Annotated in this window: 18 protein-coding genes, 1 other RNA gene and 1 pseudogene; 3 read left to right on the top strand and 17 right to left on the bottom strand. The window is 65.0% G+C overall.

Going from position 1 to position 17,480, the window contains the following annotated elements; all coding sequences use genetic code 11:
* The 16 genes from Y705_RS23070 to Y705_RS0107325 all read right to left on the bottom strand — a co-directional run.
* Nucleotides 1-684, bottom strand: a 684-nt coding sequence (locus tag Y705_RS23070; RefSeq protein ID WP_253908527.1) for an alpha-amylase family glycosyl hydrolase, incomplete at its 3' end; no start/stop codon positions are given.
* Between the two features lie 2 nt (nt 685-686).
* A complete protein-coding gene (locus Y705_RS0107260; protein ID WP_026532378.1) occupies nt 687-2,852 on the bottom strand; it encodes an alpha-galactosidase in 2,166 nt (721 codons plus the stop codon).
* Nucleotides 2,853-2,890: 38 nt separating this feature from the next.
* Nucleotides 2,891-3,115 (bottom strand): hypothetical protein, encoded by a 225-nt coding sequence (locus Y705_RS0107265; protein ID WP_026532379.1) that lies wholly within the window; start codon nt 3,113-3,115, stop codon nt 2,891-2,893.
* 89 nt (nt 3,116-3,204) lie between these two features.
* Nucleotides 3,205-3,572, bottom strand: a transfer-messenger RNA (tmRNA) gene (ssrA, locus tag Y705_RS21195).
* A 113-nt stretch (nt 3,573-3,685) separates the two neighbouring features.
* Nucleotides 3,686-4,159 carry an SsrA-binding protein SmpB gene (gene smpB, locus Y705_RS0107270; protein WP_026532380.1) on the bottom strand — a complete coding sequence of 158 codons (474 nt, stop codon included), beginning with the start codon at nt 4,157-4,159 and terminating at the stop codon, nt 3,686-3,688.
* Between the two features lie 69 nt (nt 4,160-4,228).
* Nucleotides 4,229-5,662: a M23 family metallopeptidase gene (locus tag Y705_RS18160; protein ID WP_049822414.1), complete on the bottom strand. Its 1,434-nt coding sequence runs from the start codon at nt 5,660-5,662 to the stop codon at nt 4,229-4,231.
* 3 nt (nt 5,663-5,665) lie between these two features.
* A complete protein-coding gene (gene ftsX, locus Y705_RS0107280) occupies nt 5,666-6,577 on the bottom strand; it encodes a permease-like cell division protein FtsX (protein ID WP_026532381.1) in 912 nt (303 codons plus the stop codon).
* Nucleotides 6,574-7,278 carry a cell division ATP-binding protein FtsE gene (ftsE, locus tag Y705_RS0107285; protein WP_026532382.1) on the bottom strand — a complete coding sequence of 235 codons (705 nt, stop codon included), beginning with the start codon at nt 7,276-7,278 and terminating at the stop codon, nt 6,574-6,576. Before ftsE ends, ftsX begins: the two co-directional genes overlap by 4 nt.
* Before the next feature lie 182 nt (nt 7,279-7,460).
* A complete protein-coding gene (gene prfB, locus Y705_RS0107290) occupies nt 7,461-8,576 on the bottom strand; it encodes a peptide chain release factor 2 (RefSeq protein ID WP_026532383.1) in 1,116 nt (371 codons plus the stop codon).
* A 42-nt stretch (nt 8,577-8,618) separates the two neighbouring features.
* On the bottom strand, nt 8,619-9,083 hold the full coding sequence (locus tag Y705_RS0107295) for a pilus assembly protein TadG-related protein (protein ID WP_049822415.1): 465 nt from the start codon (nt 9,081-9,083) through the stop codon (nt 8,619-8,621).
* The gene (locus Y705_RS21790; RefSeq protein ID WP_216698758.1) at nt 9,080-9,562 is read right to left on the bottom strand and encodes a hypothetical protein; all 483 of its coding nucleotides are present in this window, start codon (nt 9,560-9,562) and stop codon (nt 9,080-9,082) included. The genes Y705_RS0107295 and Y705_RS21790 overlap by 4 nt, the downstream gene beginning before the upstream one ends.
* Complete coding sequence (locus tag Y705_RS0107305) at nt 9,543-9,941, bottom strand: TadE/TadG family type IV pilus assembly protein (protein ID WP_049822416.1); 399 nt, start codon at nt 9,939-9,941, stop codon at nt 9,543-9,545. Before Y705_RS0107305 ends, Y705_RS21790 begins: the two co-directional genes overlap by 20 nt.
* Complete coding sequence (locus Y705_RS18170) at nt 9,942-10,157, bottom strand: hypothetical protein (protein WP_049822417.1); 216 nt, start codon at nt 10,155-10,157, stop codon at nt 9,942-9,944.
* A gap of 42 nt (nt 10,158-10,199) precedes the next feature.
* Complete coding sequence (locus Y705_RS0107315; RefSeq protein ID WP_026532386.1) at nt 10,200-11,141, bottom strand: type II secretion system F family protein; 942 nt, start codon at nt 11,139-11,141, stop codon at nt 10,200-10,202.
* Entirely contained in the window at nt 11,138-11,995 is an 858-nt protein-coding gene (locus Y705_RS0107320; protein WP_026532387.1) for a type II secretion system F family protein, read from the bottom strand. Before Y705_RS0107320 ends, Y705_RS0107315 begins: the two co-directional genes overlap by 4 nt.
* The gene (locus Y705_RS0107325) at nt 11,992-13,218 is read right to left on the bottom strand and encodes a TadA family conjugal transfer-associated ATPase (RefSeq protein ID WP_026532388.1); all 1,227 of its coding nucleotides are present in this window, start codon (nt 13,216-13,218) and stop codon (nt 11,992-11,994) included. The genes Y705_RS0107320 and Y705_RS0107325 overlap by 4 nt, the downstream gene beginning before the upstream one ends.
* A 474-nt stretch (nt 13,219-13,692) precedes the next feature.
* Here Y705_RS0107325 and Y705_RS0107335 point away from each other — a divergent pair, with 474 nt between their 5' ends.
* Both Y705_RS0107335 and Y705_RS0107340 read left to right on the top strand, forming a co-directional pair.
* Entirely contained in the window at nt 13,693-14,061 is a 369-nt protein-coding gene (locus Y705_RS0107335) for a type II toxin-antitoxin system death-on-curing family toxin (RefSeq protein ID WP_026532390.1), read from the top strand.
* 296 nt (nt 14,062-14,357) lie between these two features.
* Entirely contained in the window at nt 14,358-14,720 is a 363-nt protein-coding gene (locus tag Y705_RS0107340; RefSeq protein WP_155849968.1) for a hypothetical protein, read from the top strand.
* 587 nt (nt 14,721-15,307) lie between these two features.
* On the opposite strand, the pseudogene Y705_RS23615 reads toward Y705_RS0107340, so the two are convergent.
* Nucleotides 15,308-15,412, bottom strand: a pseudogene (locus Y705_RS23615) (ATPase, T2SS/T4P/T4SS family); the annotation flags it as partial.
* A gap of 636 nt (nt 15,413-16,048) precedes the next feature.
* Here Y705_RS23615 and Y705_RS18175 point away from each other — a divergent pair.
* Nucleotides 16,049-17,480 (top strand): M43 family zinc metalloprotease (locus Y705_RS18175; protein WP_253908528.1); only part of this gene is annotated, 1,432 nt, incomplete at its 3' end.

Genomic DNA, 17,480 nt, shown 5'->3' on the forward strand with positions numbered 1-17,480 from the left:
GCCCGCCGGCACCCTGCCGTCGGGCAGTGCCGGATCTTTGGAGATGAAGTTGATGACGTCCATGCGGAAGCCGTCCACGCCGCGGTCGAGCCACCAGTTCATCATCGAATAGACGGCTTCGCGGACTTCCGGATTCTCCCAGTTGAGGTCGGGCTGCTCCGGCGCGAACAAGTGCAGGTAGTACTGATCGCCGGCCGGATCGAGGGTCCATGCCGGGCCGCTGAAGGCTGAGCCCCAGTTGGTCGGCTCGGCACCGCGCTCCCCCGGGCCGAAGCCATCGCGGGCGTCGCGCCACCAGTACCAGTCGCGCTTGGGGTTCTCGGGCGACGACGCCGACTCGATGAACCACGGGTGCCGGTTGGAGGTGTGGTTGACCACGAGGTCCATGACCAGCTTCATGCCGCGCTCGTGGACGCCGGCCAGGAGCGTGTCGAACTCCTCGAGCGTCCCGAAGACGGAGTCGATCTCCTGGTAGTTGCTGATGTCGTAGCCGTTGTCGTGCTGGGGCGATTCGTAGATCGGCGAGAGCCAGAGCACGTCGACGCCGAGCTCGGCGAGGTAATCGAGCTTCCCGAGGATGCCGCCGAGGTCCCCCACGCCATCGCCGTTCGAGTCGGCGAAGCTGCGCGGGTAGATCTGGTAGACGACGGCGCTGGTCCACCAGGCCGGTTGTTCGATGCTCATACTCAGAATCCTTCCGAAAGAGGAACTCGCGGGACGGCGTGCAGTTCGATCAGCAGGGAATGCTCGGGAAGGAGGACCGGTGCCTGGATCCCGGCTGCCTGGAGCAACCGGCCCGTCATGCACAGCGGCCTCCCGTCGAGGGCCGCCTGCAGCCAGTCCAACGGTGACTGGCCGTTGCCCTGCTGCCCGCGATAGGTCCGTGCCGGCACTATGCGGTACAGCTGCTCCGGATCGAGCCCGGGAAACCGGAGCATGCCCGGCGGGTAGCTTGCACTGGAGGCGGTCAGGGAGTAGCCGAACAGGGCTGCCGAACGGTCGACGGAGACGATGCCGCGGAGGTCCATTGCCGGATCGGGCAGATCGGCATGCACCAGGTGTCCCCGGTGGAGCAGTGTCCGCCAGGCCTTGTGCAGTGTGACCCACTCCCCCAACCGCAGCAACTCCTCCGGATCGAGTTCCGAAATATCCCATTCGATGCCGTAGTGGCCGAAGATCGCGGTCGACGCCCGGAACTCGAGCCCGTGTGCCCGGCCCGTGGAGTGTGAGACCGGACCCCCGATGTGCATGCCCTGAAGCTCCGGCGGCACAAGGAGTCCGGTGTATTTCTGGTTGACGAGCCGCTCGATCGGGTCGATGCAGTCACTGGTCCAGATCCGGTCGGTCCGGGCGAGGATCCCCATGTCCACCCGGGCTCCTCCCGACGCGCAGCTCTCGATCTCGAGGCCCGGGTGCCGACGCCTCAGCTCGTCGAGCAGCCGGTAGAGCGCCGGAACGGTGCGGTGCACCGCCGGCGCACCGGTGCGGGCATCGGCGGCCTCGAGGAGATCGCGGTTGTGGTCCCACTTGATATAGGCGATGTCGTATTCGGTGAGGATCGCGTCGAGGCGCCCGAGGATGTAGTCGTAGGCTTCGGGGATGGCCAGGTTGAGCACCTGCTGCTGGCGCCCGGGCACGGGCAGCCGGCCTTCGGGCTGCAGGACCCAGTCGGGGTGCTCGCGGGCGAGGTCCGAATCGGGGTTGACCATCTCCGGCTCGAACCACAGGCCGAACTCCATGCCGAGGGACCGTACGTGGTCGATGATGGGGGTCAGGCCGTCCGGCCACACGGTGTCGTCCACGTACCAGTCACCGAGCCCGGCGGTGTCGTCGCGGCGTCCGCGGAACCAGCCGTCGTCGAGCACGAATCTCTCGACCCCGAGCGACGCCGCAGTGTCCGCGAGTGCCTTGAGCCGCCCCAGGTCGAGATCGAAATAGACCGCTTCCCAGGTGTTGAGGGTGACGGGCCGGGCTCGGCGTGGATGTGCCGGGCGCAACCGGAACTCGTCGTGGAAGCGTGCCGCGAGTTCGTTGAGCCCGTGTCCCCAGGAGCCGTAGGCGGGCGGCGCTTCGTAGGTCTCGCCGGACTGGAGCGCTCCCTCTCCCGGGAGGAGGAGTTCCCCGGCGGCGAGGAATGACACGCCCGTCGGGGTCTTCTCCGCCGAGAAGCGGTGGTTCCCGCTCCAGGCGGTATGCACGGCGTGGACGGTTCCGCCCTCGAAGCCGAAGGAAGGTTCTCCTGCGGCGAGCAGCACCGTCGAGTCGGCTCCGGGGCGGCCGCGCCGGCTCTCGCGCAGGTAGGTTCCCGCCGTCAGGAGGTGCCGCTGCGGGGAGCGTTCACGCAGGTGCCGTCCGGTGGTGTCGAGGATCTCCAGCGCCGAGGCGGGCAGCGGGAAGACGGGCTGGAGCGACCGCACCTCATAGGGAGTCTCCCCGGCATTCGTCAGCGCGAGCCGCTGGAGAAGAAGCCCTGACGCCGTCAGCTCGAGAAGCGCCGTGAACCGCAGCCCTGCAACCGGATCCTCGGCAGAAACGGTGACCGAGTGCGCGGTGACGTCGAGAGTGCTCATGGCGAGTGCCGGGAAGGCGCCGGTCCCCTGGCGGTCTCCCGTGAGGCCCGGCGTGCCCTGCCATCCGAAGGCCTCGAGGGGCAACAGCGTCAGGCCGCCGGGGACGTCGATGCCGCCTGACACCCGCTGGGGCCGGGCGGCGACGACGAGGGCATCGAGGGCCTCCCGGGGCTGGTGACCCAGGGCCCGCCCCCAGTACACGATGGCGGGGACTCCCGGCGTCGTGGTGTCGAGGACCACGCTGGTGCCGCCGCGGGCGAGATGCACCGTTTCTTCAGTCATTCATTATTTTTATCGCGAGAAAAAGCGGACGGCAAATTTCACCGACTCCCGTTCCGCCGGAGGATTCCGAAGATGAGGCAGAGGAGGCCCATCAGGAGCGGAACCAGGGTCAGGAGCGAGTGGGTTCCGCCGATATAGCTCATGACGAAGATGTAGACCACTGTGCTGCCGACCAGAAGCCAGCCGATGATCAGGAGAGCACGGCCCCGATTCGGCGGCGGCAGTGGCGGGAGCCAAGGCGGCGGGCTGTCAGTCCAGCTCATAAGTCAAGTGTAGTGGGCGCCCTGCACCCGTCCGCAGCGCCCGCGGGGCACGAAAAAGCCGGCGGGATCTCTTCCGCCGGCTTTTCGATCTGTGGAGATGGCGGGAATTGAACCCGCGTCCGATGCAGTGTAGTCAGGGCTTCTCCGGGCGCAGTTCGCGTCGGTTTTTCTCGGCTTCAGCCATCGTGCGAACAAGTGGCTGCCAAGCCCAGTTGTATAAGAGTCCCCCCGGTTCCTACAACGAGAACCGGGAGCAGTGGCCCTCTAAATGACGCCAGTATCCGGGGCGAGAGCAAACCCGGGCTGACGGACTAGCTAGGCTGCCTAGGCAGCGAGAGCGAAGTCAGTGCGCTTTTGTTCGGCACTTATTGTTTTACAAGGAGCGTTTACGAGATAACCCTGTATCCTCGGCCCGCTTCCCCTGTCGCGACTAACATCGTCGAAACCTGTCATCCCCATATGTACTTGTCAAACCGCTCTTTCACGAACTGTACTTTCACGTCCGGTGCGCGCTTCCGCCGCTTTCCAGATGTTGAGTGTAACCCACACGTCCACCTGTTTATTCCTGGGTCAGGCGCCCAGGTTCTTCTCACGCATCGCGCGAAGCGCTTCGCGGTTGTCCTGCTTCTCACGCAGCGTCTGCCGCTTGTCGTAGTCCCGTTTACCGCGGGCGACGGCGATCTCCACCTTGGCGCGCCCGTTGAGGAAGTACAGCTGCAGCGGCACGAGGGTGAAGCCGGATTCGCGCACCTTCTGCGAGATCTTCGTCAGTTCCTCGCGGTGCAGGAGGAGTTTGCGCCGTCGTCGTGCGGCATGATTGGTCCAGCTGCCCTGCGAGTACTCGGAGATATGGATGCCCTCGAGCCACAGTTCGTCGTTGTAGAAGACCGCATAGCCGTCGACGAGCGAGGCCCGCCCGGCACGCAGCGACTTGACCTCGGTGCCCATCAGGGCGATACCGGCCTCGTAGGTGTCCAGGACGGCGTAGTCGTGATGGGCCTTCCGATTGGTGGCCACGATCTTTCGGCCACTTTCCTTGGGCACGGGGAACTCCTTTCACGGCTCTGGCGACGCGGAACCGGTGGACCCGGAACGGTGCCTTCCATTCTACTGCTACAGCAGCCCCCTGGGGTCCACCAGGTTTCCATTGAGCATGGTCTCGAAGTGCAGGTGGCAGCCGGCCGAGTTGCCGGTATCCCCCACGTGGCCGATCACCTGGCCGGCGCTGACCCGCTGGCCCGGGGCCACATTGAACCGGGACAGGTGGTAGAAGTTGGTTGCGAGCGCGTTCCCTCCAACGACCCCGTGATTCAGGACGATCCGCTTTCCGGCCCCCAGCAACGCGTCCGAGTCCGCGTACCAGACCTCGCCGGCCGCCGGCGCGTACACGGGGATTCCGCAGCCCGCGGCGAAATCAATGCCGGTGTGCTCGTAGCCGCCGGTGCCGTTGAAATCGATGGTGCCCGAAGGGGTTGCCCGCCAGCCGAAGCCGGAGGAGATCGGCGCGTTGACCGGCATCCTCAGTCCGAAGGCACCTGCATCGGCCGCCGGCGCAGGAACTAGCGCCTGCGCCGCAACGGGAGCCGGCGCCAGTTGCTGTGCGGCGGCTCCGGCTTCCCTGCGCGCAGCTGCTTCAGCCTGGAGTCTCGCCGCTTCAGCGGCGGCCCTGGCCTCAGCCTGAGCCTCGGCCTCAGCCCGCAGGCGTGCTTCCTCGGCGAGCCTCGCTTCTTCGAGCAGGCGCCTCTGGCGTTCCGCGATATCGGCATTGACCTTTTCGTGGGCTTCCTGCACCCCGGCCAGCTTCGCCTCGATCGCGGGTTTCTGTTCCTGCAGCCTGGCGGACAGCGCTGAAGTGTCCTCGATGAGCTTGTCGACCGTGGCCTTCTCCGATGCGGCGGCGTCGCGTTCTGCCTGCTCGGCCTCGAGCGCGGCGTCGGCCTCGGCTTTCAGGCTCCTGATCTCGTCCTCGACGGCCACGAGCCGCGCCCTGCTGTTGGCGTTGGTGGCGTCCTGCTGGGACAAGCGGCTCACGGCAGCGTTCTGCGATCGGAGCGCGAGGCTGACCAGATCCATCGAGGAGGTCAGGGTTCCGGTACCTTCCGAATCCAGCATCAGCGACACCTTCGAGGGAACGCCGCCGTTCTTGTAGGCCTGGGTGGCGATCTGGCCGATCACCTCGCGCGTCTGCTCCATTTCGGCTTCGTCCCTGGAGAACTGTTCGGTGAGCCTGTCCATGGTTTCCTGGGCCAGCTCCACTCGCCCGGCGAGCACGGTGACCTCGTCCGCCGATGCTTCAACCCGTTCCTGCGCCGCCGCGAGGGCCTCCTGGGCCGCGGGCAGCTCGCTCTGGTACATCTGCAACTGCGCGACGCTCTCCATGATGTCCGAGTCCAGGTACTCGATCGACTCCAGGACCTCCGCGATCTCGCTTTCGAGTACGCCTTTGCGGTCCTCGAGCTCGCCGGCGGACGCCGGCGTGCTGGAGCCCAGGGTGAGCGCGACGAGGAGAACCGTCGTGCTTCGAACGAGGAGCGGACGCCGATTCATGACCTAGACCTTCACGTAACGCCGGAGAGCCAGCAGGGAGGATACCCCCGCCAGGAGAGCAGCAAGGAGGATGAGCACCGGCAGGAGCAGAAGGACCTGCTGAGCCGAGATGAAAGCGGTCTCCGGATAGAGGCGGGAGAGCCACGTAATCAGGAAGTCGCTCGAAAGCCAGAGGGTGCCGGAGGCCAGTAGTGCGCCTCCCACGGCGGCAATCACGCCTTCCAGGACGAAAGGAAGCTGGATGACCGCCTTCGACGCCCCGACGAGGCCCATGATCCCTGTCTCCCTGCGGCGGCTGAACGCCGAGAGGCGGATGGTGGTGGCGATCAGCAGTACCGCGCACAGGGTCATGACGCCGGCGACGAGCAGTGCACCGAGTGATGCCCTGTTCATCACGGAGAAGACCTTTTCCAGCAATTCGCGCTGGTCGCTGACGACGTCGACGCCCGGCAACGAGGAGAAGGCCTCGTCGATGATCCCGTACTTCTCTGCGTCCACAAGGCTCACCCGGAACGATTCCGGCAACTGATCTGCCGTCACGGATTCGACGATGGGTGAGTTCGCGAACTGGTCCTGGAAATGGCCGAGGGCGTCGTCCTGCGATTCGTACTCGACCGCTGAGACGTACCGGCTGAGATTCTCCCCTTCGAGCAGGGCGCGGATGGAGGCACGCTGCTCGGCCGTCACGGGGCCTGCCGCGCACGTCGGCGACATCGAATTGTCCACGCACAGGAAGACTGCGACCTGCACGCGGTCGTACCAGTACCCCTTCATCTGGCTGATCTGGAGTTGGAGGAGCCCGGCGGCGCCCACGAAGGTCAGGGAGATGAAGGTGACGAGCACCACGGAGATCACCATCGAGAGGTTCCGCCGAAGCCCTGAGCCGACCTCGGAGAGGATGAACGCTATCCTCATCCGGCCGCTGCCCGGATCTCGCCCACGTAGATGCCCTGCGCTTCATCGCGCACCACCCTGCCGTGCTGCAGCTCCACGACGCGCTTCCGGAGGGAGTTCACAATGGTGTTGTCGTGGGTGGCCATCACTACCGTGGTGCCGTTCCGGTTGACGTGCTCCAGAATATTCATGATCCCCATGGAGGTGGTGGGGTCGAGGTTTCCGGTGGGTTCGTCGGCAAGGAGGATCGCCGGTTTGTTGACGATGGCACGGGCGATGGCCACGCGCTGCTGCTCTCCGCCGGACAGTTCATGAGGCATGCGGTTGCCTTTTCCTTCAAGACCCACGATCCTCAGCACGTCCGGCACGGTCTCCCGGATCACGGTGCGGCTCTTCCCTGTGACCTGCATGGCGAAAGCCACATTCGCGAAGGCGGTCTTGTTGGGCAGCAGGCGGAAATCCTGGAAGACGACGCCGATGCCCCGCCGGAGGCGCGGCACGCGCCAACCGGGGATATCGGCGACATTCCGTCCGGCGACGTGGACGGCTCCGCGGGAGGCGGTGTCCTCCTTCAAGACAAGACGGAGGAAGGTCGACTTCCCTGACCCGGAGGCGCCGACCAGAAACACGAATTCGCTGCGGTTGACCTCGAGGGAGACCGAGTGGAGCGCAGGGCGCGACTTCTGGTCGTAGATCTTGGTGACGTTGTCGAATCTGATCATGGCTGCTTGACGTCTACTTTGCGGCTAAGGGTTGACTGCTTCGTGCCGCTGGCTCTGCGGCAGGGAACGGGCATGTGCGGAGGCAGAGGCCCCCAGCTCTTCGACTATAGCCGCGAAGTTACCATTGTGAACGCTGAGACAGTTGTTTCTTCGAGAATTAGGCTGCTGATGCAGGTGCGTCCCTACTGCTCGGCATTCCGGTTATTGGTGCGCCACCGGATACCGGCATCGATGAAGTCGTCGATCTCCCCGTCGAAGACCGCCGAGGTGTTGCCCACCTCGTGCTCGGTCCGCAGGTCCTTGACCATCTGGTAGGGGTTGAGGACGTAGGAGCGCATCTGGTCTCCCCAGGAGGCTTTGACGTCACCGGCGAATGCCTTCTTCTCGGCATCCTCCTGTTCCTTCTTGAGCAGGAGAAGACGCGACTGGAGCACCCGCATGGCTGCGGCCCGGTTCTGGATCTGCGACTTCTCGTTCTGCATCGACACCACAAGACCCGTGGGAAGGTGCGTCAACCGCACCGCGGAGTCCGTGGTGTTGACCGACTGCCCGCCCGGCCCGGAGGACCGGAAGACATCGACGCGGATCTCGTTGTCCGGCACTTCGATCACGTCGGTCTGCTCGATCAGCGGGATGACTTCGACGGCGGCGAACGAGGTCTGACGGCGGCCCTGGTTGTCGAAGGGGCTGATGCGGACGAGGCGGTGGGTTCCCGCTTCGACCGACAGGGTGCCGAAGGCGTACGGAGCCTTCACCTCGAAGGTTGCCGATTTGAGCCCGGCTTCCTCCGCGTAGGAGGTGTCGAGGACCTGGGTGGGGTACCCGTGGCGTTCCGCCCAGCGCAGGTACATCCGCAGCAGCATTTCGGCGAAGTCCGCCGCGTCCACTCCCCCGGCACCTGACCGGATGCTCACCACTGCTTCCCGCTCATCCCACTCACCCGCGAGCAACGTGACGATCTCGAGGTCATCCAGCGCCTTGGCCAGCGACACCAGTTCCCGTTCCGCCTCGGCCAGCGAGTCGGCATCGGCTTCATCCTGGGCAAGCTCCACGAGGACTTCGAGGTCGTCGATGCGCGATTCGAGGGTTTCGAGGCGCTCGAGCGCGGACTGCCGGTGGGAAAGCTTCGAGGTGACCTTCTGCCCTGCGGAGGGGTCGTCCCAGAGGTCCGGAGCGCCGGCCTCCTCGCTGAGTTCAGCGATGTCCTTGCGGATGCCCTCCACATCGGACACCTGCTCGATGGATAGGTATTTTGCGCGCAGGGCGCGTATTTCTGCTGGGAAATCAGTGGCTGCCATGGTGGTTCCAGCCTACGTCATGGGGCTTGGGGCCGCGTCGGCTCAGCGTGTCAGCTCGGAACGCGCATCGGCCACCGCGGTGATGGGAATGCCCGCCGGCACCAGGATACTGACCACCGGCGGATGGACGACGGCGGTCAGGACCACACGAGCCGTCCTGCCGTCCGGTGCGCCGGTCGCGGGGTCGATCGACAGCACGGTGAATCGTCCCTCCGCACCTGTGCGCTGCACATACGCCTCCGTTGCCGCCTGCACCGCCGGCCGGCTCAGCGAGGGCAGTGGCACCGCGGCCCTGCCGGAGACCACGTCGATACTGAAGGAGTCCGCGGCCGCCAGCGCTGCACCGTCAGCGACCGACAACAGCTTTTTATGCTCTATATATACGGCGGAAACCGCCATCACCACAGTGACCACCAGCAGTGAGACGAGAAGGTAACCGATGATCAGCACGCTCACCTGACCGGCCTCGTTCTCCCGGATCCGCGGCGACTTCCCCGGAAGCGTCATCCGTACCGCTCGACAATCTGCGTGGAGGTGGACGTGAGGGTCGCAACGGAGGTGTTGATGCCGGGCATGGTGGGAATGAGGGGTAGGTCCACCTGCAGTTCGACGACGACCGTCACACTCGAGGCAGGAGACAGGCATTCGCCCTCGCAGGCGATATCGATCAGCACCTGCTCGCCGGAAAAGCCGAAGTCGGACACGGCCAGCATCGCCGCCTGGCGTGCCCGCAGGTCCGCCTGCTCCACGGTCTGGGCGTCGGCGTAGACTTTCGCCGCCTGGTCGGCGGCGCCCACGACGGCGAAGGACCCGCCCTGGAGTTGCCCGACCGTCAGCACCAGGTAGACGACGGGAACGAGAAGGAGGAGGCCGAGGAACGTGAACTCGACGACTGCGCTGCCGGTCTCCCCCGCTGCGACTCCCGTGAGAACGCGGACCGGGGGAAAGCGGTAGGGTGCGGATCTCTCAGGGCGGAAGTGCTGCATGGCCGCGCACCTCCATCGTCCCGGCGGGCCCGATCAGGCCGATGACCGGGAGCGGCGCTCGGACGACGACCTCGAGGGTCTGCACCCCGCCGACGTCGGACTGACCCACCGTGATCTCCTCGCCGAAGCGTTCCCCGAGGGCGAGTGAAATCAGCGACGCCGTTCGCTCCTCCGCCTCCCCGGCTGTTCGGTCTGCGAGTGTTCCGAAGCGCGCCCCCGAGGACGCCGCATCGACCAGCGTATTGCGCACGTGAAGCACGAGCGCCAACTGCACGATCGCGATGAAGATGACGGTCAACAGGCCTCCGATCAGGGCGAAGTCCACCACAGCTGTGCCCTCTTCAGAGCCCTTCCGCCTGGTCAGGGTCTGAAGCAGCACCTAGGGCGACACCTGACCGATGGCCGATTCGAAGAGCCCCTGAAGTGCCGGACCGGCGAGCGCCAGCAGGCCGGCCACCAGCACCGCTGACATCAAGGTGATCATGACCCAGCCGGGGACGTCCCCGCGTTCGCTATCATCCTGGGATCTTCCATGAAGCAGGGTGCCCAGTAGCAGGACGAAGAATCTGTGGAAGGAGCTGTTGAACCTGCGCATTTTTGTCCTTTGCCGATCGGTCGGGGGATCCGGTGGTTGACGCTAGAAACCAAGGTTGATGAGGGCAAGGCCGGGGTACACCGCGAAGAGGACGGTCAGAGGGAGTACTCCGAAAACCAGGGGAACCATCATGGCGATCTCCTTCCTGCCTGCCGATTCCATCAGCTCCCGCTTCGCCATGTCCCGAACGTCCTGGGCCTGGGCACGCAGCACATCGGCAAGCGGCGTGCCCCGCTGCACCGCGACGCTGAGTCCATCGACGAACCGGGCCAGGGGCGCCAGCTGCGTGCGCCTGGAGAATTCCTGCAGGGCCTCGATGAGCGGCATCCCCGCCCTCGTCTCGGCCAGCACCCGGGAGAACTCGCCGGCAAGATCACCGTTCGCGGTGCGGCAGATCCTTTCCAGCGCCCCTGTGGCGCTCTCCCCCGCGCTGACGGCCAACGCCATCAGCTCGGCAAGGCTCGGAAACTCCGCGACCATGCGCGCTTCACGCTTGCGAATCTGGCTGGACAGCAGGAAGTCCCTCAACACGAATCCGCCCACACCGCAGGAAAGGATGACGACGACGCCGGACAGGACGCTTGCCCGCCCCGCTGCCGAGGACAACACCATGACGATCGTGGAGCCGGCCAGACCCGCCGCGGACCAGAGAACCTGCTGTGCCCGGAAATCCAGGACCGACTGTCCGGTCCCGGCCTGCACCAACCGTTTGGCGAGGACCGTCGATGCCGGATTGAACTTGTTGAGCCGGCCGACGGCATCCGCGAGGAGGGGGCGAATGATGCGCTCGAGCGGCACGAACGGCGTGAGTGGGCCGGCTTGGGGCGAAAGCAGACGGGACTGGACCTCCACTGCCCTCAAGGAAGGAGCGATGCGGTCCACAAAACGCACGCGGCGCATCATCGGGACCCGCATGGTGATCAACCACAAGCCGGCTCCCAGTGCTCCGCCGAGCAGCAGCGAAAGCGCCAGCGGCGGGCTCACCGGAGAACCCTCTCGTCCTGTGGCAGCGCACCGATCCTCAACATGACCCGGTAGCACACCACCGAGACCACCAGCCCTCCGAGAAGCACCAGCGAACCGGTGGCAGTGTTGTAGGCCCGTACTGCTTCGGGCCGGGTAGCAAGGAGCATCAGAACGAACCAGGGAGCGGCGACGGCAAGGCGTGCCGCGTTGACGGTCCAGGACTGCCGGGCCTCGAGCTCGCTCCGGGTCCGGGCGCTGTCCCGCAAGAACTCCGAAAGGGTGCCGAGCAGCCTTCCCAGGTCCGAGCCTCCCACTTCCCGGGTCATCCGGAGAGCCTCGATGATGCGGTCGGCGACGGGGTCGGCCAATCGGTCCTTCAGCCGGCTCAGTGAGTCGTCGAACCGGCCGCCCGCGCGGTAGTCCGATCCGAACGCCAGAAACGCCGGCCGCAGCTCGACCGGTCCCTTGTCCCCCAACTGGATGAGTGCCTCCGGCAGGGACAGACCTGCCCGGATAGCCGACCGCAGGTGATCCACCACATCCGGCCAGAGTTCGCGCAGGGAAGCAGTTCTCCTGGCCGCTCTCCACCGAACGATGACGAGGGGAATGAACGCGCCGAAGATCGCGAAACACAGGGCGATGGGCAGCGAGCGCGTTCCAGCGAGGATCAGCAGGAGAACGAATGCCCCGAGCGTGGCGCAACTCGCCAGCAGGCCTCCTGCTGAAACCCGTTCCACTCCCGCACGGACCAGGAGCTCATCAAGGCGGCGCCGTCGTCGTCGTTTTCCTTCATGGTTCGCACCAGTGACCCAGCAGGACCACCAGATGAGGAACAGTCCCGTCCCCAGGGAGAGTCCGAGGGCGGCTCTCATGAGCGGTCCTCGAGGAGGGCCGCCACGTTCACTCCCGCTTCGGCGAACTTCTCCTCGGCGGGCATCGATGTGGCGCTGACCGATAACCGGCCGTTGATCCGCCGGAAGACCGGAGACGATTCGATGATCCCGTTCTCCACGCGTCTACCGAGAGCCATGATCTCCAGAACCTGGCGCGCGCCGCCGCTCACCCTGGCGCAATGCACGACAAGGTCGATGCAGGAGGCGACAGTGGGGACAACGAAGGCGCTCGAGATGTTCTGGCCGGCAAGCAGCGGCAGGGTGCAGATTTTCATGACGGCGTCGTGCGCGCTATTGGCATGGACGCTGCACATCCCGGGAAGCCCGCTGTTGAGAGCAATCAGCATGTCAAGGCTCTCCGCTTCCCGGACCTCTCCGACGATCAGCCGGTCGGGTCGCATCCGCAGCGCCTCCTTGACGAGTCTGCGCAGCGGGATCTCGCCATGGCCCTCAAGGTTCGGCTGCCTGCACTGCAGTCCCACGACGTCACGCAGCGGAAGTTGAAGCTCGAAGATCTCCTCCACCGTCACCACCCGCTCCCGCGGACCGATTGCTGCGCCCAGGCAGTTCAGGAGCGTCGTCTTCCCTGCCTGTGTGGCCCCCGAGACAAGGATATTGAGACCGCAGGCCACCGCGGCCTTGAGGAAGAGCGCCGCCTGGGGAGAAAGCGTCCCGAGATCCACGAGATGTTCGAGCCGGGTGGCCTTGGCGATGAACTTCCGGATATTCACGGCCCAATGCCGCCGGGTGACATCCGGGATGACCACATGAAGCCGCGACCCGTCGGGCAACGAGGCATCCACGAAAGGCGACGAGAGGTCAAGTCTCCGTCCGGAAGACTTCAGCATCCGCTCCACGAGGTCGCGCACCTGCTGTTCCGTCAACGTCAGGGCCGCCAATTCGGATTCTCCCGCACGCGCCACGTAGATCTCCGACGGGGCGTTGATCCAGATTTCCTCGATCGTCGGATCATCAAGATACGGTTGCAACGCCCCGAACCCGGCCACGGCATCGAAGACATATTTCCGTGCGTGCTCGAGATGACCCAGAGGCGGGAGCACCCCGAGGATCGACCGTTCGTCGTAGTCGTTCACGGCAGCGTCGACCAGAGTGAGGATTTCCTGCACCTGGCGCGCCGGGTCCAGGCCTCGCCGTCGAATGAGCTCGCGCACCTCATCCTCGACGATGCGGACACCGTCCATGGCGCACCCCCATCCGGTTCCCGGCAGGTCCACTGGGCGGCCCTGCGCCGGCTCCAGCCGACCCCACTCACCCTAGATGCAGGACAAGCACCGGGACAGAGTAGTCGGACTCATGTGGATAAGCGGACTACCTGTCTTTCAGGCCCGACCTGCCGCTCTACCGGCGCCACCCGCGAGCAGATCCAGCACCTGTGCCTGTGCCTGTGCGCACTCGAACTGAAGAACCGCCTGGTGAACGAGGGTAAAAGTACCAGACTGGTACTATAATCCTATGGCTATGAACCTGCGACTTCCTGAAGCCCTTGACCGTGAGCTTGACCGTGTGGCTACCGAGGAACACACCTCAAAGCACGCGCTTCTCCTGCAGGCTGCGCAGCACATCGTCGATCTTCACGATCGCCGTCGAGAGGTCCAAACCGGGCTGGAATTCGTCACGACTCACGACGCCGAGTTGCTTACCCGGCTTGCGGATGCATGACTGCTTATCTGACGCTCGATGACGCACTCTTCGTCGTCGAGCGATATGGGTTCCACGTACGCGACGCGGGGATGCTCGGCTCCGCCCTGGCCCGGCCCGCCACGACAGTGACAGGTCAGGATGCCTACCCGAGTCTTGAGTTGAAAGCGGCCGCACTGCTGGAGTCGGCGACCCGGAACCATCCGCTCATCGATGGGAACAAAAGGACCGGATGGACGCTGATGGTCTTGTTCCTGTGGATCAATGGCTTCAAGCATGACTTCCCGACGGGGGATGCGTTCGATCTGGTGGTTGGGGTGGCATCGGGCAGCATCTCCCTTGAACACGCGGCGGCAGTCATCCGCCCGCACATTACTCCGCGCTGACCCCGGGCCTACTGCACGTACTTCTCCGGCTTCAGCCCAAGCTCCAGCCGGCGTCTGGGCAAAACAGGTTTGCAGGGCGCACGGCCTCAGCCCCCTGTGCCGACGTCGGCCTAGTGGTTTTCTCATCTCCATGGCTCTTTCCGGCCGGCTTTGAAAGGTGAGTTGGGCCAGCCCTCCCACGGTGTCACCCGAGTCGGTCGGTATCAGCGTTCCCCTTCAAGTGTTCGACATGCGGCCTAGCGGTGTCCGGGCGCGGTTAGGATGAGAGTCTCATTCAACTGATCCGAGGAGGCCCCTTGATGAAGCCACTGCTCTCCGCCGTCCTGCTTCTCGCGCTCACCGGCTGCGGCGCGGAGGCACTGACGACGGAGAACCTGCTGACCGAGCAACTGTCGACGGAGGAAACCTGCACGGAGACCGACGCCATCCTCTCGGCCGCGGGTGGCGAGTCCGGGCGCGAGGAGAGGTTCCTGACTGCATCCGAGCAGCTCGGCGAACTCTCGGAGAGGGCGTCGGACCAGTTGGAGGATGAGCTCGAAGTGCTGTCCGAGATCCTCGCAGAACGGGTTGAGGATGCTGAGGCGCTCGAGCAGGATTCCGAGCGCCTCGCCGAGCTGGACAGAGCGGTCGCCACCGTGAGTGAGACCTGTGACTTCTGATCCCCGAAGTCGGTGAACACCGGCACGCGGATGGCCAGCAAAAGGGCCAGTAGCACTGCGGCCGGGTAGGACGTGGAGCACGGCGAACAGCCTTCACCGCAGATCCCGCTAACGGCCATGGCGGAATCGGAGCCGCACGTGTCGCAGCCGCCACATATGCCGTCGTTGACGATGCTGTTGAAGTGAAGGTTGCCCAGAAGCTCCGCGGCGGTCCTCTGCCATTCAGGGAGCCTCCTGACGCAGACAGCAGATCACGCCATTACCCCAACCCCGCATAGGGGTTGAGTGGCTGTGAAACATTGATTGTGATCATGGTGGCGGACGGACGCACGTGCCAGGGCCTCGCCTCGAATCCGCACCCGCGTCCCAAAACCCGACACCCAGGGGTGCGGAGAACCGCTCCCAGACGCCCTAATTCGCCGTTCCCGACTATGAGGAAGGCCTAGGCCTGCGCGACAAGTCGCCAGGAACTTTTCTACGATCTGATTGGTCCTCCTCGCCACCACTGGACCTTCTCAACGGCATCGGGTTGCTCCTTCAAATCGGATGAGAGCTGCCCTCGCGGGTGCGCGCCGTTCGCAACGCTCCGCGTCGTGCGCGCTATTGGCCTGGACGTTGCACATCCCGGGAAGCCCGCTGTTGAGAGCAATCAGCATGTCAAGACTCTCCGCTTCCTGGACCTCTCCGACGATCCACGAGGTCGCGCACCTTCGATTCCGTCAACTGAAACCTGTCGGGCGACCGACAAAAGAGGCGTTGCATGATGGGGAACTCCTGGACCGGCTCGCGCGCGGCTGAAGCATCACCGCTCGACGGGCACTTCTAGGCAATTGTAAGGAGCTCAAAAACGCCTGCCAGAGGATGACACGCCCGGGGGATACGAAAGAAACCCGCAAGAAAGACCTAAGATTGCTGATTCACTCCAGGAACCCCTTTCACATCTGTAACAGGACTGTAGTCTTCTCGGGATTTCACTCGCCTGGGCTTACGCCCGTGTCCCGCTGGAGAAACTCTTGTTCCTTGCTTCCCCGTCTCGACTTCTTCTTACGGCTGTCCTGTCCTTCGCGCTCCTGGGTAGCGCCATGCCTGCAGTCGCTGCATCCCTCGAGTCCCCCGCGCCGGCCGTATCCCCATCAGCATCCGCAACCGACGCTGCGACCGAGCCGCTCCTTCCTCCCGCCGCTCCACCGAGCGAACCGGCCGCCGCCCCACCGAGCAAAACAGCAGCAGTCCCGAGCGAAGCACCCGACGCCCCTGCGCCGACTTCGCCCTCCGCGGAGCCGGGCACGAAGGACAGCGCGGTCACCGTGGAGCCGCTGGCGGACCCCATGAGTCAGCCCGGTTTCAATCCGATTCTGGGAGAGCACCTGGCAGCGCCGTCGGACTCGGTAAAAAGTCCATCCGGTGGCCCCGATGGATCTGCCGCCGCGTTCGGCCAGCGGAACGGCACCTTCACCGTCACGCTCGTCACCGTGGTCCTCTCCGGCTCCCCGAACAGTCGGATCTCCGACTTCCAGCTCAGCCAGGCCAAGCAGTCGATCCTCGCATCGAACAACTACTGGCGGGCCGCATCAGACAACCGGCTCGGAATGCAGTTCGGACCGGAGTATCGCGACGTCGTCATCACGGCGAACAGCAGCGACCAGTACTACGACCTCATGGCGAAAATCACCGCGAAGCTGCAGTGGACAGCCACTCCGAACGACGCGCTCGTCGTATATGTTCCGGTGGCGCAGTTCGCAGGCGGAGTGCTGGGCGGCGGATTCACCGACGGTTCGAACAGCGGCAGGGTCATCATGCCGGTACCGTCCGGGTTCACCAACAATGTAGTTACCCATGAATTCGGGCACGTCCTCGGGCTGAATCACGCCAACAGCCTGGAGTGTTCCAATGGAAGCGCCGACATCGCATCTCCGAACAACAGTTGGGGCGACTCCGCATGTGACTCCCGGGACTACGGCGACACCATGGACCTGATGGGCTTGGCGCAGTACACCATGCCTCCGATCAACGCCTACCTCTGGGAATACGGCGGATTCGGCCGCGGGGATGAGATCCTCGACGCAGGAGTGGTCGAGGGAAGCAAGTCATTCACCCTCCAGCCCTGGGGTGGAACAGCGGCACGGCGCGCGGTGAAGTTCGTGGATCCCGCGAGCAGGGAGACCTACTACCTCTCGTACCGCAACCCCGCCGGCGCCAGCGACGGCAGCGCGACAGGCAACAACCGCGGCGTCATGATCCACAAGAAGGACGCCCGCGGAGACTGGCCGGACGCCGCATCCCTGGCCCTGACCCCGTCAAGCTACCGGTTCAGCGGGTACTACAACCAGAACCACGCCTGGCAGCAGGGTACGACCTTCCGGACCGCGCGCGGAACCACGGTGCGCATCGACTCCCTCGGTGCAAACGCAACGGTGACCATCAGCAGCCAAACGTCGCGGGAGTCGGTGGCGATGCCGTTCATTGATGGTGCTGCTGCGTCGGTGCCGGCGTTGGGTGTGCCGGTGTCGGAGGTCGTTTGTGGTTTGAAGGACAACGGCTGCTACCGGGGCTATGTCAATGGTGCAGTGTTGTGGTCTGCAGGCTCCGGCGCCGCGGCCACGCTCAATGGCCCCCTGCGCACGGCCTGGCTCAACTCCGGTGCCCAGAACGGGCCCATGGGCTACCCCGTGAGGGCCCAGGCCTGCGGCATCAAGGACAACGGCTGCTACCAGGCGTTCCAAGGCGGGGAAATCCTCTTCTCCCCCGCCAACGGAGCAC

Origin of the sequence: Arthrobacter sp. H41 (assembly GCF_000520535.1) — a bacterium.
GTDB lineage: Bacteria > Actinomycetota > Actinomycetes > Actinomycetales > Micrococcaceae > Arthrobacter_D.

What these genes read in the sequence shown, in the direction of transcription:
- Y705_RS0107260 (WP_026532378.1), bottom strand. Translation starts at nt 2,852, where the DNA reads ATGACTGAAGAAACGGTGCATCTCGCCCGCGGCGGCACCAGCGTGGTC.
- Y705_RS0107265 (WP_026532379.1), bottom strand. Translation starts at nt 3,115, where the DNA reads ATGAGCTGGACTGACAGCCCGCCGCCTTGGCTCCCGCCACTGCCGCCG.
- Y705_RS18160 (WP_049822414.1), bottom strand. Translation starts at nt 5,662, where the DNA reads ATGAATCGGCGTCCGCTCCTCGTTCGAAGCACGACGGTTCTCCTCGTC.
- ftsX (WP_026532381.1), bottom strand. Translation starts at nt 6,577, where the DNA reads ATGAGGATAGCGTTCATCCTCTCCGAGGTCGGCTCAGGGCTTCGGCGG.
- ftsE (WP_026532382.1), bottom strand. Translation starts at nt 7,278, where the DNA reads ATGATCAGATTCGACAACGTCACCAAGATCTACGACCAGAAGTCGCGC.
- prfB (WP_026532383.1), bottom strand. Translation starts at nt 8,576, where the DNA reads ATGGCAGCCACTGATTTCCCAGCAGAAATACGCGCCCTGCGCGCAAAA.
- Y705_RS0107295 (WP_049822415.1), bottom strand. Translation starts at nt 9,083, where the DNA reads ATGACGCTTCCGGGGAAGTCGCCGCGGATCCGGGAGAACGAGGCCGGT.
- Y705_RS21790 (WP_216698758.1), bottom strand. Translation starts at nt 9,562, where the DNA reads ATGCAGCACTTCCGCCCTGAGAGATCCGCACCCTACCGCTTTCCCCCG.
- Y705_RS18170 (WP_049822417.1), bottom strand. Translation starts at nt 10,157, where the DNA reads ATGCGCAGGTTCAACAGCTCCTTCCACAGATTCTTCGTCCTGCTACTG.
- Y705_RS0107320 (WP_026532387.1), bottom strand. Translation starts at nt 11,995, where the DNA reads ATGAGAGCCGCCCTCGGACTCTCCCTGGGGACGGGACTGTTCCTCATC.
- Y705_RS0107325 (WP_026532388.1), bottom strand. Translation starts at nt 13,218, where the DNA reads ATGGACGGTGTCCGCATCGTCGAGGATGAGGTGCGCGAGCTCATTCGA.
- Y705_RS0107335 (WP_026532390.1), top strand. Translation starts at nt 13,693, where the DNA reads ATGACTGCTTATCTGACGCTCGATGACGCACTCTTCGTCGTCGAGCGA.